10 protein-coding genes are annotated in these 15,368 nt (G+C 71.5%); 7 read left to right on the top strand and 3 right to left on the bottom strand.

What is annotated here, in order from left to right:
- Positions 1-40: 40 nt before the first annotated feature.
- Complete coding sequence (gene greA / locus OG440_RS13265) at positions 41-541, bottom strand: transcription elongation factor GreA (protein ID WP_406007050.1); 501 nt, start codon at positions 539-541, stop codon at positions 41-43.
- Positions 542-759: 218 nt separating this feature from the next.
- On the bottom strand, positions 760-1,161 hold the full coding sequence (locus tag OG440_RS13260) for a DUF4307 domain-containing protein (RefSeq protein ID WP_406007049.1): 402 nt from the start codon (positions 1,159-1,161) through the stop codon (positions 760-762).
- Between the two features lie 125 nt (positions 1,162-1,286).
- Between OG440_RS13260 and mca the strand changes: the two genes are divergently transcribed.
- Positions 1,287-2,147: a mycothiol conjugate amidase Mca gene (gene mca / locus OG440_RS13255; RefSeq protein ID WP_406011340.1), complete on the top strand. Its 861-nt coding sequence runs from the start codon at positions 1,287-1,289 to the stop codon at positions 2,145-2,147.
- A complete protein-coding gene (locus OG440_RS13250; protein ID WP_406007048.1) occupies positions 2,140-2,427 on the top strand; it encodes a hypothetical protein in 288 nt (95 codons plus the stop codon). Before mca ends, OG440_RS13250 begins: the two co-directional genes overlap by 8 nt.
- 526 nt (positions 2,428-2,953) lie before the next feature.
- Here the strand turns inward: OG440_RS13250 and OG440_RS13245 are convergent.
- Positions 2,954-6,214: a tetratricopeptide repeat protein gene (locus OG440_RS13245; RefSeq protein ID WP_406007047.1), complete on the bottom strand. Its 3,261-nt coding sequence runs from the start codon at positions 6,212-6,214 to the stop codon at positions 2,954-2,956.
- 156 nt (positions 6,215-6,370) lie between these two features.
- Here OG440_RS13245 and OG440_RS13240 point away from each other — a divergent pair, with 156 nt between their 5' ends.
- The 5 genes from OG440_RS13240 (at position 6,371) to OG440_RS13220 (ending at position 15,217) form a co-directional block, all read left to right on the top strand.
- Positions 6,371-8,416: a thioredoxin domain-containing protein gene (locus OG440_RS13240; protein ID WP_406007046.1), complete on the top strand. Its 2,046-nt coding sequence runs from the start codon at positions 6,371-6,373 to the stop codon at positions 8,414-8,416.
- A 213-nt stretch (positions 8,417-8,629) separates the two neighbouring features.
- A complete protein-coding gene (locus tag OG440_RS13235; RefSeq protein ID WP_406007045.1) occupies positions 8,630-9,952 on the top strand; it encodes a glycosyltransferase in 1,323 nt (440 codons plus the stop codon).
- Positions 9,949-11,598 carry an ArnT family glycosyltransferase gene (locus OG440_RS13230; protein WP_406007044.1) on the top strand — a complete coding sequence of 550 codons (1,650 nt, stop codon included), beginning with the start codon at positions 9,949-9,951 and terminating at the stop codon, positions 11,596-11,598. The genes OG440_RS13235 and OG440_RS13230 overlap by 4 nt, the downstream gene beginning before the upstream one ends.
- A complete protein-coding gene (locus OG440_RS13225) occupies positions 11,595-12,785 on the top strand; it encodes a glycosyltransferase (RefSeq protein WP_406007043.1) in 1,191 nt (396 codons plus the stop codon). The genes OG440_RS13230 and OG440_RS13225 overlap by 4 nt, the downstream gene beginning before the upstream one ends.
- A complete protein-coding gene (locus OG440_RS13220) occupies positions 12,782-15,217 on the top strand; it encodes a galactose oxidase-like domain-containing protein (protein WP_406007042.1) in 2,436 nt (811 codons plus the stop codon). The genes OG440_RS13225 and OG440_RS13220 overlap by 4 nt, the downstream gene beginning before the upstream one ends.
- Positions 15,218-15,368 lie beyond the last annotated feature (151 nt).

Raw genomic sequence — 15,368 nt, 5'->3', positions numbered from 1 at the left:
CCGGGGGCCGTTCACAGCGGGGGCGACGGGCGGAGGCCGGTCAGTCGCTGTAGGGCTCGGCCTTGAGAATGCGCACGGAGGCCTTCTTGCCGTTGGGCAGCTCGTACTCGGCGTTCTCGCCGACCTTGTGGCCGATCACGCCGGTGCCGAGCGGGGACTGCGGCGAGTAGGTCTCGATGTCCGAGCTCGCGTACTCGCGCGAGGCGAGCAGGAAGGTCATGGTGTCGTCCTCGTCGCCGTCGAAGGCGATCGTCACGACCATGCCGGGCGCGACCGCGCCGTCCGCGGACGTCGGGGTCTCGCCGACCTTGGCGTTGTCGAGGAGCTGGGTCAGCTGGCGCACCCGGAGCTCCTGCTTGCCCTGCTCCTCCTTGGCCGCGTGGTACCCACCGTTCTCACGCAGGTCCCCCTCCTCGCGCGCGGCCGCGATCTTGGCGGCGATCTCCGTGCGCGCAGGACCAGTAAGGTACTCAAGCTCGACCTTGAGCTTGTTGTACGCCTCCTGGGTCAGCCAGGTGACGGACTCGCTGGTCTGGGTCACAGGTGCTCCTCGTCGGTACTGGGAATACAAAGCATCGCCCTACCAAAAGCATGTTCCTCAGGTGATGGGCGAAACCACGAGCCTAACAATTCAGTGGCCGAAGGGGGAGGACATAAGCCATCAGAATTACGTCGGCGCAGGTCAGCGTGTGCGTATTGCGGAGGATCCGCTCGCCCGGTGGCTCTGGTGGCCCCGGTGACCCCGGTGTTCGGTCCGCGTCAGTCGGCGTGACAGCCGAGCAGCTCGCCCGTGGTGCCCTTCGCCGTCGTACGCAGCGTGACCGTCCGGTCGATGCGGGTGTCCGAGCCGGAGAAGCGGAAGTCCGCCCGGCCCACCTCGGTGCCGTTCGCCGCCTGCGACCGCACCGTGCAGTAGCCGCTCGCGCCCGAGTCCTTGCGGACCTCGAGGTGGAGCTCTACCGCCTCGTCCGAGGTCGCCTTGAAGGTGATCACCTCGGCGCTGATCTTGTTCTGGCCGACGTAGTGGTAGGCGAAGTAACCGACCATGGCCAGCAGGAGCGCGCCCAGTACGGCGCCGACGATCTTGAGCTTGTGGTCGGCCCGCTCGTCCGAGGCACGGCCGTAGCGGCCCTCGGGCAGTCGCGTGCTCGCCGTACTCATGATCGTCCTCCCGGCGCGGAATTATTCGCCTCCCGATTCGGTCACTATAGAAGCCTGCGATCGCGCCGGTTCACACCGGGCGCCGACTTACCGAGGATTGAGTCTTGACTGACCAGCTGCGACTGATGGCCGTTCACGCGCACCCCGACGACGAGTCGAGCAAGGGCGCGGCCACCATGGCGAAGTACGTGTCCGAGGGGGTGGACGTGCTGGTGGTGACCTGCACGGGCGGGGAGCGCGGCTCCATCCTCAATCCCAAGCTTCAGGGCGACAAGTACATCGAGGAGCACATCCACGAGGTACGCAAGAAGGAGATGGACGAGGCCCGCGAGATCCTCGGCGTCAAGCAGGAGTGGCTCGGCTTCATCGACTCGGGCCTGCCCGAGGGCGACCCGCTGCCGCCGCTGCCCGACGGCTGCTTCGCGCTGGAGGACGTCGACAAGGCGGCCGGCGAACTGGTGAAGCAGATCCGTTCCTTCCGTCCCCAGGTGATCACCACCTACGACGAGAACGGCGGCTACCCGCACCCCGACCACATCATGACCCACAAGATCTCGATGGTGGCGTTCGAGGGTGCGGGGGACGCCGTCAAGTACCCCGAGGCCGAGTTCGGGCCCGTGTACCGGCCGTCGAAGCTGTACTACAACCAGGGCTTCAACCGTCCCCGCACCGAGGCGCTGCACCACGCGATGCTCGACCGCGGCCTGGAGTCGCCCTACGGGGACTGGCTCAAGCGCTGGGACGAGTTCGGGCAGAAGGAGCGCACGCTCACCACGCACGTTCCGTGTGCCGACTTCTACGAGATCCGTGACAAGGCGCTGATCGCGCACGCCACGCAGATCGACCCCGACGGCGGCTGGTTCCGGGTGCCGATGGAGATCCAGAAGGAGGTCTGGCCCACGGAGGAGTACGAGCTCGCGAAGTCCCTCGTCGGTACCTCCCTCCCCGAGGACGACCTCTTTGCGGGCATCCGCGACAATGCCTGACATGAGCGCAAGCGTGAGCCTGGCAATGACGCACCTCGCCCCCCTGGCCAAGGAGGTCGACGAGAACAAGGTCACCCCCGGCGTCCTCGGCTTCATCGTCTTCGCGGCGATGGCCGTGGCGGTGTGGGGCCTGATGAAGTCCATGAGCAAGCACATGGGCAAGGTCGACTTCAAGGAGCCGTCGGAGCCGGCGGGCCCGGAGCAGACCGCCGCCACCGGCGCGACGTCGGCGACGACCGCCTCGACGACCGCGACGGGGAAGCCCTCCTCGGCGTCGTAAGGCGATCGCGGGGCGAATGCGGGTGAGAGTGCGTGCCGAGCCGCTGAGCGAGCGGCTCGGCCCAAACGCGTGGGGTGCGGCGGGCTGAACGCCCCACCTCGCGAGCGGCTCGACGAGGACGCGCAGGGCGGGGCGAGCTCACCACCCCGCCCGAGCTCACCACCCCGCCCCATCCGCGCGGAGGTGTGGGCGTCGAGGACCCCACCCGGGCGCGAGGCCCTGTCCGGGCGCGAGCGCCCACTCCGGCGCGAGGCCCCTCGGCGCGAAGCCTCCGGCGCGAGCACCCTGCCCCAGCGCGAGGACTCCGCCCCAGCGTGACGCCCCGTCCGGGCGCGAGCGCCCACTCCGGCGCGAGGCCCCTCGGCGCGGGGCCTCCGGCGCGAGCACCCCGCCCAGCGCGAAGCACCCGTCCCGGCGTGAGGCCCCCTCGGCGCGAGCACCCTGCCCCAGCGCGAGGACTCCGCCCCAGCGTGAGGGCCCGCCCGGACGCGAACACCCGCCCCGGCACGAGCCCCCTTGCCGGCGCCTACACGTCGCCCGCCGCGTCGCCCGCCGCGTCGCCCGCCGCGTCGCCCGCGCCGTCGCGGGCCGACTCGCCGACCGCCACCCCCATGACCTCTCGTCCGTGCCTGCCGGGTACCAGGCCCAGGCGCCAGGCCTGCCAGCCGGATTCCAGGCGGATGCCTCGTTCCAGCAGCAGGCCGTAGGCCTCCAGGCACTCGTGCAGTCCGCTGTCGCGCAGCGGGTGGCGGCTGCGGACCAGTTGGGCCAGTTCCTCCTGGGCCACCGCCGTGCCGACCTCGACCCCGCCCGGGGCCGCGTACGGCAGCAGGGTGCAGCGCAGGAAGCGGGCCCAGTCCTCGCCGCGCCGGTCGCCGTACGACGCGAACAGGCCGGCCGCCTCGTCGCACAGGGCCAGCGCCGCCTGCGTACGGGCGTTCCCCGCGTCGACGATGGCGAGCTCCAGGCAGGTCCAGGCCTCGCCGTGGGCCACGCCGATGCGCTGGAAGTCGGCGCGCGCGTCGACGAGGAGCTGCCGGGCGAAGCCCGAGTTGCGCAGCGAACCGGTCTGGGCGGCGCGCTGGTCGCGGGTCACCCGGGCCGAGTGGTGGCGGGCGCAGGCCAGGCCGTAGACGTCCCGTATGCGGGAGAAGAGCGAGCGGGAACGTTCCAGCTCGCGGACGGCGTGGTCCAGGTCGCCCGTCTCCTCCAGGGCCAGGCCCAGGTAGTAGACGGTCCAGGCCTCGCCGCGCGCGTCCTCGTTGTCCCGGTGCCGGGCGGACGCCCGGCGCAGGTCCTCCGCCGCCGGGCCCGGGTCCCCGGCGATGAGACGGGCTCGGGCCAGCTGCGTCAGGGCCCAGGCCTCGCCGCGGGCGTCGCGGGTGCGGCCGTACAGATCGAGGGCCTGACGCAGATCGGCCTCGGCCCGCGGGACGTCGCCGCGGCGCAGATTCAGCTGGCCCAGCTGGAAGTGCGCCCACGCCTCGCCGTGCACGGAGCCGCCCTCGCGGTGCAGGACCAGGGAGCGGGTGAGCAGGTCGAGGGCCTCGGCGAGATGTGCCCTGTCCCGTTGCACGGCGGCCAGCGCGTGCATCGTCCAGGCCCGGTCCGTGGCCAGTTCGGGCGCGGCCTGCAGGTCCATGGCCTCGCGCAGCTTCGCCGCCGCCTCCGTCAGCTGGCCCTGGTGGTGCAGCGTGATGCCCAGCGAGCACAGCGCGCGGGCCGCGCCCGCGTCGTGGTGGGCCTGGAGGTACAGGTCGACGACCGAGCTGAGCGTCGTGCGGGCCTTGTCGAGCTCGCCCAGCTGGCGGGCCGCGATACCCGTACGCCACTGCACGGACCGCACCAGCAGGTCCTGGCCGACCGACTGCGCCAGCTCGCTGATCTCACCGAGCCGGTAGAGGTCGCCGCGCAGCAGGCAGTAGTCGCACAGGGCGCCCAGCAGACTCAGCACGGCGTTCTGGTCGACGCCCTCCGCGTGCCGCAGCGTCGCCGTGATGAAGCTCGACTCGTCGTCCAGCCAGCGCAGCGCCTCGTCCAGGGAGGTGAAGCCGTGCGGGGTGAAGCGGTCCGAGCGGGTCGACATGTTGCCGTCGACCAGCCGCAGCACGGAGTCGGCGAGCTCGGCGTAGCTGACGATCAGGCGTTCCTGGGCCGCCGAGCGCTCGGTCTGCTCCTCCTCGTCGAGCAGCCGGGCCTGGGCGAAGACGCGGACCAGGTCGTGCAGGCGGTAGCGGTCGCCGCGCACGTGGTCGACCAGGCCGGCGTCGGCGAGTGCCGTGAGATGGCGGGTCGCCTCCGCACGGTCCGTGGCGAGCAGGGCGGCCGCCGCGGCCGTTCCGAGCGAGGTCCGGCCGGCCAGGGCCAGCCGGCGCAGGAGCCTGCGGGTCACGTCCGGCTGGTCGGTGTAGCGCAGCCACAGGGCGCGCTCGACCGGCTTCACCGGTCCGTACACCCCGAGGTCCGCGGCCAGCGCGCGCGGTGAGCGCGGGCCCAGCGAGGAGCCCACGACGCGCAGCGCCAGCGGCAGTCCGCCGCACAACTCCCGTATCCGGTCTGCGGATTCGGCATCGTAGGGCCCGGAGGCGTCCTGGGCGGCGGCGCCCAGCAGTTCCTCCGCGCCCGCCGCGTCCAGGGGGCGCACCGCCAGCTCGTGCACCCACGCCGACAGCTCGGCCGGCAGCTTCAGCGGGGTCCGGGCGGTGACGAGGACCAGGCTGTCGGAACGTTCCGGCACGAGTGCGCGGACCTGTTCGGGGTCCGAGGCGTCGTCCAGGACGACGATGACCGGCAGGCCCGTCAGGTGCTGCTGGTACAGCTCGGTGAGCCGTTTGACCTGCTGGTCCGCGGAGGAGCGCTCCCGGAAGAGGAGCTGCTCGCGGGGCGCGCCGAGCCGGTTCAGCAGGTGCAGCAGGGCGTCCCGGGTGGGCAGTGGCGCCTCCTCGGCGCTGTCGCCGCGCAGGTCCACCACGCAGGCGCCGCGGAACTGGTCGCGCAGATCGTGCGCGGCCCGCACGGCGAGGGTGGTGCGACCGCTGCCGGAGGGTCCGTGCAGCATGACGACCGTCGGCCGGGTCTCGGTGCCGGCGCGCGCCGCCTGCACCCACTGCCGGAGCTGCCCGAGTTCGGTCCGGCGCCCGGCGAAGGGGCCCGCAGGTTCCGGGAGTTGGGCGAACGACTGGGCCAGTACGGTCCGGCCGCGCGCCGCCGCGCTCTTGTCGGCGCCGCGCAGTTGCGGTCCCGGCGCCTTCTTGGGGCCGGTCGTGGCGCTCAGCATCCGCTGCTGGTCCAGGAACGGCCGGATGCCCCGCACCTCCAGTGCGGTGAGCCACTGCAGTCGCAGTTGTTCGGCGCCTCCGGGCTGCCCGGCCTCGCCGGCCCGGTGATGCGCGGCCGGCAGATGGGAGCCGGCCACCTTCATGACGGTCGCCGCGGCGCCGACGACCCCGACGGTCACCCCGGCGCCGAGCGCGGTGCCCGGACCGGTGCCCAGCGCGAGATCGGCGACCGCCGTCGTGACGGCGGCAACGCCCGCCACCAGTAGGGGAGTCCTTCCGCCCTCACGGGCGTACCGCTGCCCGAAGGTGACCTGCCGGGCCTCCGTCTCCTCCAGGGCGCGCGCGTACGCCTCGTACTCCTCGGCGGCGGTCTGCGCCATGGCGTCCAGCGCGCCGCGCGCCCGCGTCATCAGCACCTGCCGGTCGCTGCGGCCGCCGGAGCGCCGCACCTCCTCCTCCACGGCCCGCGCCAACAACCGCTCGGCTTCCGCCCTATGGCCGTCCCGCATGTCCCGTCCCCCTCCGGAGGTCACCGCTTTCCTTGGTCAAGTGTGCGGTGGGCGGCCCCGTGAAGCGAGGGGGCGAGGGGCCTCGGGTCGCCGGAGCGGCGACGGCCCGGGGGCGCCTGACGCCTGACGGGCGGGGTGCTGCGGCAGGATGGACCCATGCCGAACCGACTGGCCCATGAGACGTCCCCCTACCTCCTCCAGCACGCCGACAACCCCGTCGACTGGTGGCCCTGGTCGGCGGAGGCCTTCGAGGAGGCGCGCAGGCGGGGCGTGCCGGTGCTGTTGAGCGTCGGGTATTCGAGCTGTCACTGGTGCCATGTGATGGCGCACGAGTCCTTCGAGGACCAGGAGACCGCCGACCACCTCAACGAGCACTTCGTCAGCGTCAAGGTCGACCGGGAGGAGCGTCCCGACGTGGACGCCGTCTACATGGAGGCCGTGCAGGCGGCCACCGGCCAGGGCGGCTGGCCCATGACCGTCTTCCTGACGCCCGACGCCGAACCCTTCTACTTCGGGACGTACTTCCCGCCCGCGCCCCGGCAGGGCATGCCGTCCTTCCGGCAGGTGCTGGAGGGGGTGCGGCAGGCCTGGACCGAGCGGCGGGACGAGGTGGCCGAGGTCGCCGGGAAGATCGTCCGGGATCTGGCCGGGCGGGAGATCTCCTACGGGGACGGCATGGCCCCCGGCGAGCAGCAGTTGTCGCAGGCGCTGCTGGGGCTGACCCGGGAGTACGACCCGCAGCGGGGCGGGTTCGCCGGCGCGCCGAAGTTCCCGCCGTCGATGGTGATCGAGTTCCTGCTGCGCCACCATGCGCGGACCGGCGCCGAGGGTGCCCTCCAGATGGCCCGGGACACCTGCGAACGGATGGCCAGGGGCGGGATCTACGACCAGCTCGGCGGCGGCTTCGCCCGGTACTCCGTCGACCGTGACTGGATCGTGCCGCACTTCGAGAAGATGCTGTACGACAACGCGCTGCTGTGCCGGGTCTACGCCCATCTCTGGCGGGCCACCGGCAGCGAGCTCGCCCGTCGGGTCGCGCTGGAGACGGCCGACTTCATGGTGCGCGAACTCCGTACCGAGCAGGGCGGGTTCGCCTCCGCGCTGGACGCCGACAGCGACGACGGGAGCGGGAAGCACGTCGAGGGCGTGTACTACGTCTGGACGCCCGGGCAGCTCACCGAGGTGCTCGGGCAGCGGGACGCCGAGCTCGCCGCCCGCTACTTCGGCGTCACCGAGGAGGGTACCTTCGAGCACGGCTCCTCGGTCCTGCAACTCCCGCAGCAGGACGAGGTCTTCGACGCGGAGACGATCGCCGGGATCAAGGAGCGGTTGCTGCGCGAGCGCGGCGGACGGCCCGCCCCGGGCCGGGACGACAAGGTCGTCGCCGCGTGGAACGGCCTCGCGATCGCCGCGCTGGCCGAGACCGGTGCCTACTTCGACCGGCCGGATCTCGTCGAGGCCGCGGTCGGCGCCGCCGATCTGCTCGTCCGGCTGCATCTCGACGAGCAGGTCCGCATCGCCCGTACCAGCAAGGACGGCCAGGTCGGGGCCAACGCGGGGGTGCTCGAGGACTACGCCGACGTGGCCGAGGGGTTCCTCGCCCTCGCCTCCGTCACCGGGGAGGGCGTCTGGCTGGAGTTCGCCGGTTTCCTGCTCGATCACGTCCTCGCCCGCTTCGTCGACCCCGAGTCGGGTGCGCTGTACGACACCGCCGCCGACGCCGAGCGGCTCATCCGGCGGCCGCAGGATCCGACCGACAACGCGGTGCCCTCCGGCTGGACCGCCGCCGCGGGCGCGCTGCTGAGCTATGCCGCCCACACCGGTTCGGAGCCCCATCGCACGGCCGCGGAACGGGCGTTGGGCGTGGTGAAGGCGCTCGGGCCGCGGGTGCCCCGGTTCATCGGGTGGGGGCTGGCGGCGGCCGAGGCGCTGCTCGACGGGCCGCGCGAGGTCGCGGTGGTCGTCCCCGGCGAGGCTGACGCCGCCTCAGCTGTGCTGCGCCGTACGGCGCTTCTGGGCACCGCTCCGGGCGCCGTGGTCGCGGTCGGCACCCCGGGGAGTGACGAGTTCCCGTTGCTCGCCGGCCGGCCGGCGGTCGACGGTGAACCGACCGCGTACGTCTGCCGTAACTTCACGTGTGACGCCCCGACCACCGATCCGGAGCGACTGCGCGCGGCGCTGGGCACCGTGGTGAGCGGCTGAAACACCAGAAACCCACAGCAGAGCACCGCCGTTCGCCGGTCAGGACGAGGGCACCTGTTCGGATAAGTCGGATTACGAGCGACAGAGTTCCGAAACAATCTATTTATCGGAAGAGTTCCCGGACTTCACAGAGTCCCCCTAGTCTCTCCACAGTGACGCGACGGATGTGACCCGCCGTCGCGACAGGGGGCTCTGGGATCTGGGGGGATCTGCTTGCTCACGTCTGTCTTCATCGCCGCCGTCTCACTTGCCTTGTTCTGGATGGCGGCGTTCACCCTGTGGTGGCAGATGCACGCGTGGCGTACGCCCGAAGTGCTCGCCTCCACCCGGTTCAGCAGCCCGGACGGCGACGAACACGTCTCCTTCTCGCTGCTGCTTCCCGCACGGCACGAACAGGCCGTGCTGGACCACACCATCCAGCGGTTGCTGGAGTCCGGCCACACCGACTTCGAGATCATCGTCATCGTGGGTCACGACGACCCCGAGACCACGGCGGTGGCCGAGAGCGCCGCCGCACGCGACCCGCGCGTCCGTGTCGTGGTCGACACCCACGAGAAGAAGAACAAGCCGAAGGCCATGAACACGGCGCTGCCGTACTGCCGCGGCGATGTCGTCGGGGTCTTCGACGCCGAGGACCAGGTCCATCCCGAGCTGCTCGCCCATGTCGACCACGCCTTCCGGACCACGGGGGCCGACGTCGTGCAGGGCGGGGTGCAGCTCATCAACTTCCACTCCAGCTGGTACAGCCTGCGCAACTGCCTGGAGTACTTCTTCTGGTTCCGCTCGCGGCTCCATCTGCATGCGCAGAAAGGTTTCATCCCGCTGGGCGGCAACACCGTCTTCGTGCGGACGCCCACCCTCAGGGAAGCCGGCGGCTGGGACCCCGACTGCCTCGCCGAGGACTGCGATCTCGGGGTCCGCCTCTCCAGCGTCGGCAAGCAGGTCGTCGTCGCCTACGACTCCGACATGGTGACCCGGGAGGAGACCCCCGGCTCGCTCATGTCCCTGCTCAAGCAGCGCACCCGCTGGAACCAGGGCTTCCTCCAGGTCTACCGGAAGAAGGACTGGAAGCAACTCCCCGGTTTCGGGCAGCGGTTGCTGGCCCGCTACACCCTCATGACGCCCTTCCTGCAGGCGTTCTCCGGGGTCGTCATCCCGCTCAACGTGGCGATCGCGCTCTTCCTCGACGTGCCCGTCGGGATCGCCTTCGTCACCTTCCTGCCGGCCGTGACGGCACTCGTCACCTTCGTCTTCGAACTCGTCGGACTGCACGACTTCGGCAAGCAGTACGGCCTGCGCGTCCGGCTCGTCCACTACCTCAAGCTCGTCGTGGGCGGACCGTTCTACCAGGTCCTCCTCGCGGGAGCCGCGATGCGCGCCGTCTGGCGCGAACAACGCGGCCGCAACGACTGGGAGTTGACCTCGCATGTCGGCGCACATCTGACCGCCGCCACTGCCGCACCCGCACTCGCAGCCGGATCCGCAGCCGGACCCGCTTCCGATCCCGCAGCGATCCGAGAGGACGTTCCTGCGTGACCTCCACCCTTCCCGCGGTGACCACCGGCACGGTCCCCGCGCAGCGCGGACCTGCGCCTGACCCGCGTTCGACCGGCCGAACGGCCCCTCCGAAGCGGCTGCGCCGGTCCCGTGCCGACCTGATCCTGTGCGGGGCGCTCCTGGTGGCGATCCTCGTCGTGCAGGGCTGGAACATCGCCGACTACCCGGCCCTCAGCGACGACGAGGGCACCTACCTCGCCCAGGCCTGGGCCGTCCAGGAGGGCAAGGGCCTCGCCCACTACACCTACTGGTACGACCACCCGCCCCTCGGCTGGATCCAGCTCGCCCTGCTGACCTGGATCCCCAAGCTGATCAGCCCCGACGCGATGACCGTCGGCGCGATGCGGGCCACCATGCTCGTCATCGGCGCGGTCAGCGCCGTCCTCGTCCTCGTCCTCGGGCGGCGGCTGTCGCTGCCCCGGTGGGCGGCCGGGCTCGGCATGGTCCTGTTCGGCCTCTCCCCGCTCTCGGTCGTCCTCCAGCGGGAGATCTTCCTCGACAATCTCGCGGTGATGTGGACCCTGCTCGCGTTCACGCTGGCCGCCTCGCCGAGCCGCCACCTCTGGCACCACTTCGGGGCGGGCATCGCCGCGGCGACGGCCGTGCTCACCAAGGAGACGATGCTCTTCGTCCTCCCGGCGGTCCTCGTCACCATGTGGCGGCACAGCCACCGCGACACCCGTAAGTTCGCCGTCACCGGCGCGGTCACCGCCTGTGTGCTGATCGGCCTCGCGTACCCCCTCTTCGCCCTGCTGAAGGGCGAACTGGTGCCGGGCAGCGGCCATGTCTCCCTCTGGGACGGCATCAAGTACCAGATTACCCGGCCGGGTTCGGGTTTCATCCTCGACCGGGGCTCGGGCTCCCACGGGGCGCTGAGGTCGTGGCTCTACTACGACCGGGTGCTGATCCTCGGCGGCCTCGCCGGCGCGCTGCTGCTCCTGCTCACCTGGCGCTGGTCGGCCACCGCCCGCGCCCTCGCCGGACCGTCGCTGGCGGTGGCGATCCTCGCGGTGGTCGCGATGCGGCCAAACGGCTACCTGCCCGCGATGTACGTCATCCAGGCGCTGCCGTTCCTGGCGCTCGTCCTCGCCGGCGGCACGGCGAGCGTCGCCCACGCCGTCCTGCGCAGACGACGCGGGCCGGACGAGGCACGGTGGCGGACCGGCGGCCGCTACGCCCTCGCGGCCGTCCTCGCCCTGGCGGCCGGGGCGTACGTCGTCCCGCGCTGGTACGACGGCGACCGTACCGCCGTCACCGCCGACGCCAACGCCCCCTACCGCGCCGCCTCCGCGTGGCTGTCCACGGAGGTCGAGGACCCGGCCGACACCCGCGTCCTGGTCGACGACGCGCTCTGGCTGGACCTGGTGCACGCCGGTTACCAACCCGGGCTCGGGGCCATCTGGTTCTACAAGGCCGACCTCGACCCGGCCGTCGCCAAGACCCTGCCGAACGGCTGGCGGGACATCGACTACGTCGTCGCCTCGCCGACCGTCCGACGGGACGCGAGCGACCTGCCGCAGGTCGGGGCGGCCCTCGAACACTCGACGCCGGTGGCCACCTTCGGCTCCGGTGAGGACCGGATCGAGATCCGGCGGATCCAGACCGACTCCGGAGGCGTCCGATGAGCCACGACTACACCGAGTACAGCGCCCCCGTCCCCGATCTGAGCGCCGCCGAGCTCGCCGAACCCGGCGCGGTCACCATCGTCATCCCGACCTTCAACGAGTCGGCGAACATCCACCGGTTGCTGCGACGGATCACCGAGTCGGTGCCGTCCAGGCTGCCCTGCGAGGTCGTCTTCGTGGACGACTCCACCGACGACACCCCCGAGGTCATCCGGGACGCGGCGCGCGACTGCCCGTTCCCGGTGACCGTGCTGCACCGGGAGGAGCCGGTCGGCGGGCTCGGGGGCGCGGTCGTCGAGGGGATGAAGACGGCAGGGTCGGACTGGATCGTCGTCATGGACGGCGACTGCCAGCATCCCCCGTCCCTGGTACCGGAGTTGGTGGCGACCGGGGAGCGGTCGAACGCCGGGCTCGTCGTCGCCTCCCGGTACGTCAAGGGCGGCAGCCGGGCCGGGCTCGCGGGCAGCTACCGGGTGGCCGTCTCCCGCGGGGCGACCTGGCTCACGAAGTCCCTGTTCCCGCGCAGACTGCACGGCATCAGCGACCCGATGAGCGGGTTCTTCGCGATCCGGCGCAGCGCGGTCACCACCGACGTCCTCAAACCGCTCGGGTACAAGATCCTCCTCGAACTCGCCGTCCGCAGCCGCCCGCGCACGGTCGGCGAGGTCCCGTTCGTGTTCGAGGAGCGGTTCGCGGGCGAGTCCAAGTCGAGCGCGCGGGAGGGCTTCCGCTTCCTGCGCCACCTGGTCGGACTGCGCACCGCCTCGCCGGTCGCCCGCATGGTCGGCTTCGGGCTGATCGGCGCGACCGGGTTCCTGCCCAACCTGCTGGGCCTGTGGGCCCTCACCGCCGCGGGACTGCACTACGTGCCGGCCGAGATCCTCGCCAACCAGCTCGGCGTCGCCTGGAACTTCGTCCTCATCGAGCACCTGCTCTTCCGTGACCGCCGCGCCCATCGCCGCTGGTGGGACAGGGCCGGCCGGTTCGCCCTGCTCGCCAACGCCGACCTCGTGCTGCGCATCCCGCTGATCGCGCTGTTCGTGCACCGGTTCGGGATGGGCGCGCTGTCCGCGACCGCGCTGGCGCTGGTGACGACGTTCGTCGTCCGTTTCGCCGGTACCGAAGCGCTGGTCTACCTCCCCCGCAGGAGGCCGCGGGGGAGCCGCACCGCAAGGAGAGCCGTGTGAACAGACACCGCAGACGGGTCGCGCTGCTGGCGGTGGCGGGCCTCACCGGAGGCCTGTTGCTGGCCGGCCCGCAGCCCGCGTCCGCCGCCGACTTCGTCAAGAACGCCGGCTTCGAGACGGCGGGCACCGACGGCATGCCGTCCTGCTGGGAGAAGTCGGGGTGGGGCGACAACGACTTCACCTTCACGCACACCTCGGACGCGCACACCGGCACCAAGGCGATGAAGGTGACGCTGACCCGCCGGGTCGACGGCGACCGCAAGGCGCTGATCACCGAGTCGGCTCAGTGCGCGCCCGCGGTGACGCCGGGCAAGCAGTACGACCTGTCGCTCTGGTATCGGTCGACGACCCCGGACACCTCCCTCACCCTCTTCCGGCACGACACGACGGCGGGCTGGCAGTACTGGACCGACCTCAAGACGCTGGACATGGCGTCCGCCTACACCCGGGCCTCCGTCCGCACCCCCGCGGTGCCGGCCGGCACCGACCGCGTCACCTGGGGCGTCTCCGTCTACGGGACGGGCTCGGTGACCACCGACGACTACACGATGGACCAGGTGCCGGACGTCCTCCCGCCCGCCGCCTGCACCGGCACCGCCGACACCTGCGCCAACGGCAGATGGGACGTGCTGCCGACGCGGAACCCGGTCCGCTCCATGCACTCCGTCGTCCTCAAGAACGGCAAGGTGCTGCTGATCGCGGGCTCCGGCAACAGCGAGGAGCAGTTCGCCGCCGGCACGTTCACCAGCGCCGTGTACGACCCGGTGAACGGCGGCTACAAGGTCGTCCCCACGCCGAAGGACATGTTCTGCGCCGGTCACGTCCAGCTCCAGGACGGGCGCGTCCTCGTGATGAGCGGCAACAAGGCCTATCCGGTCGTCGGCGGACACGGCTACGAGGGCTTCAAGGACTCGTACGTCTTCGATCCCGTCACCGAGACGTACAGCAGGACCAACGACATGAACGACGGCCACTGGTACCCGTCGGCCACCGTCATGGGCAACGGTGACGTGCTGTCCTTCGGCGGGCTGCGCGAGGACTCGACCGGATCGGTGACGGCCGAACTGTTCTCGCAGGCCGAGCAGCGGTGGCAGCCGCTGTGGAAGGTCAACCAGACCTGGTCGTACTGGGGCCTGTACCCGTCGATGATCCTGATGCAGGACGGCCGCCTCTTCTACACGGGCAGCCATGTCTTCGGCAACAACATCCCCGGCACGGGTTCGGCGGTCTACGACTACGACGCCAACACGGTCACCCAGATCCCCGGCCTGCAGAACAAGGACCAGCGCGACCAGTCGGCGAGCGTCCTGCTGCCGCCGGCGCAGGACCAGCGGGTCCTCACCCTCGGCGGCGGCAACATCGACTCCAACCCGGACGGCAACCGGCTGACCGACATCATCGACCTGAAGGCCGCGAACCCCTCGTACGTCGCCGGACCGCCGCTCCCGCAGGGCACCGTGGACCTAGGCAACGGACCGGTGCCCGAGACCGGCGCCCAGGGCAAGATGTACGTGTCCGCCGTCCTCCTGCCCGACGGCAAGGTGCTGGAGACGGGCGGCGCGCTGCACAACCGGGCCGATCCCGTCTTCGAGTCGTCGCTCTACGACCCGGGCACCGACACCTTCGACCCGGTGGCCGCCGACCCGCAGGCCCGCGGTTACCACTCGTCCTCGTTCCTGCTGCCCGACGGCCGGGTGATGTCGACCGGCGACAACCCGGGCAACGGCACCTGGAACCACAACGTGTCGATCTACACCCCGCCCTATTTGCTCAAGGGCGCCCGGCCGACGATCACATCGGTCATCGACACGGAGTGGACGTACGGCGACACCCAGCGCATCACGGTGGACCGGCCGGTCGCCAAGGCGGAGTTGATCCGTCCCGCGGCGGTGACCCACTCCTCCGACCCGAACCAGCGCTTCGTGGACCTCCCGCTGTCGGTCGACGGCGCCAACGTCGACCTCAACGTGACGAGCAACCCCGACCTGGCGCCGCCCGGCTGGTACATGCTCTTCGCGGTGGACGCCAACGGGGTGCCGTCGGTGGCGAAGTGGGTGCACCTCCAGGGCCCGGCGGGACTGGGCGCGGACTCCGCGTCGGCGTTCTCGGTGTCCTCCGGCACCGAGGCCGCACCCCATGTGCACTCCTTCGCCGACGACCTGACCGGCAAGGTCACCGGACCGGGCAGGAAGCGGACCTCGCAGGCGGTCGGCCCGACCGTCTCCGGCTGCGACCGGCACTACGGTTCGATCAACGTGTGCGTGCCGACGGCCTTCCCGGCCACGGTGAGGAAGACGACGGCCGGCCGCTGCTCCTGGCTCTCGGCCAACGACTACGGCCGGCTGAAGGTCAACGGCAAGGACGACCCGCTGGGGCTCGACCCCGACCGGGACGGCCTGGCGTGCGGAAAGGGCGATCTGCGCCGGGGGTAGGCGGGGGCGGCCCGCGAACTCCGCCAGGGCGCGCTCCACGACGGCCCCCGCCGCTCGTGGTGCGCGCCCTTCCTGTCGCGCCGGCCGGGGGCACGAGAGCTCGGAGGTCGTGGTGGGCGTCCCGGCGGTTGCCGACTGCCAGTACCCACAC

It is taken from the genome of Streptomyces sp. NBC_00637 (genome assembly GCF_045161545.1).
Lineage (GTDB): Bacteria > Actinomycetota > Actinomycetes > Streptomycetales > Streptomycetaceae > Streptomyces.
Note: the sequence above shows the minus strand (reverse complement) of the source record. Positions and strands in the feature narration are given on the sequence as shown.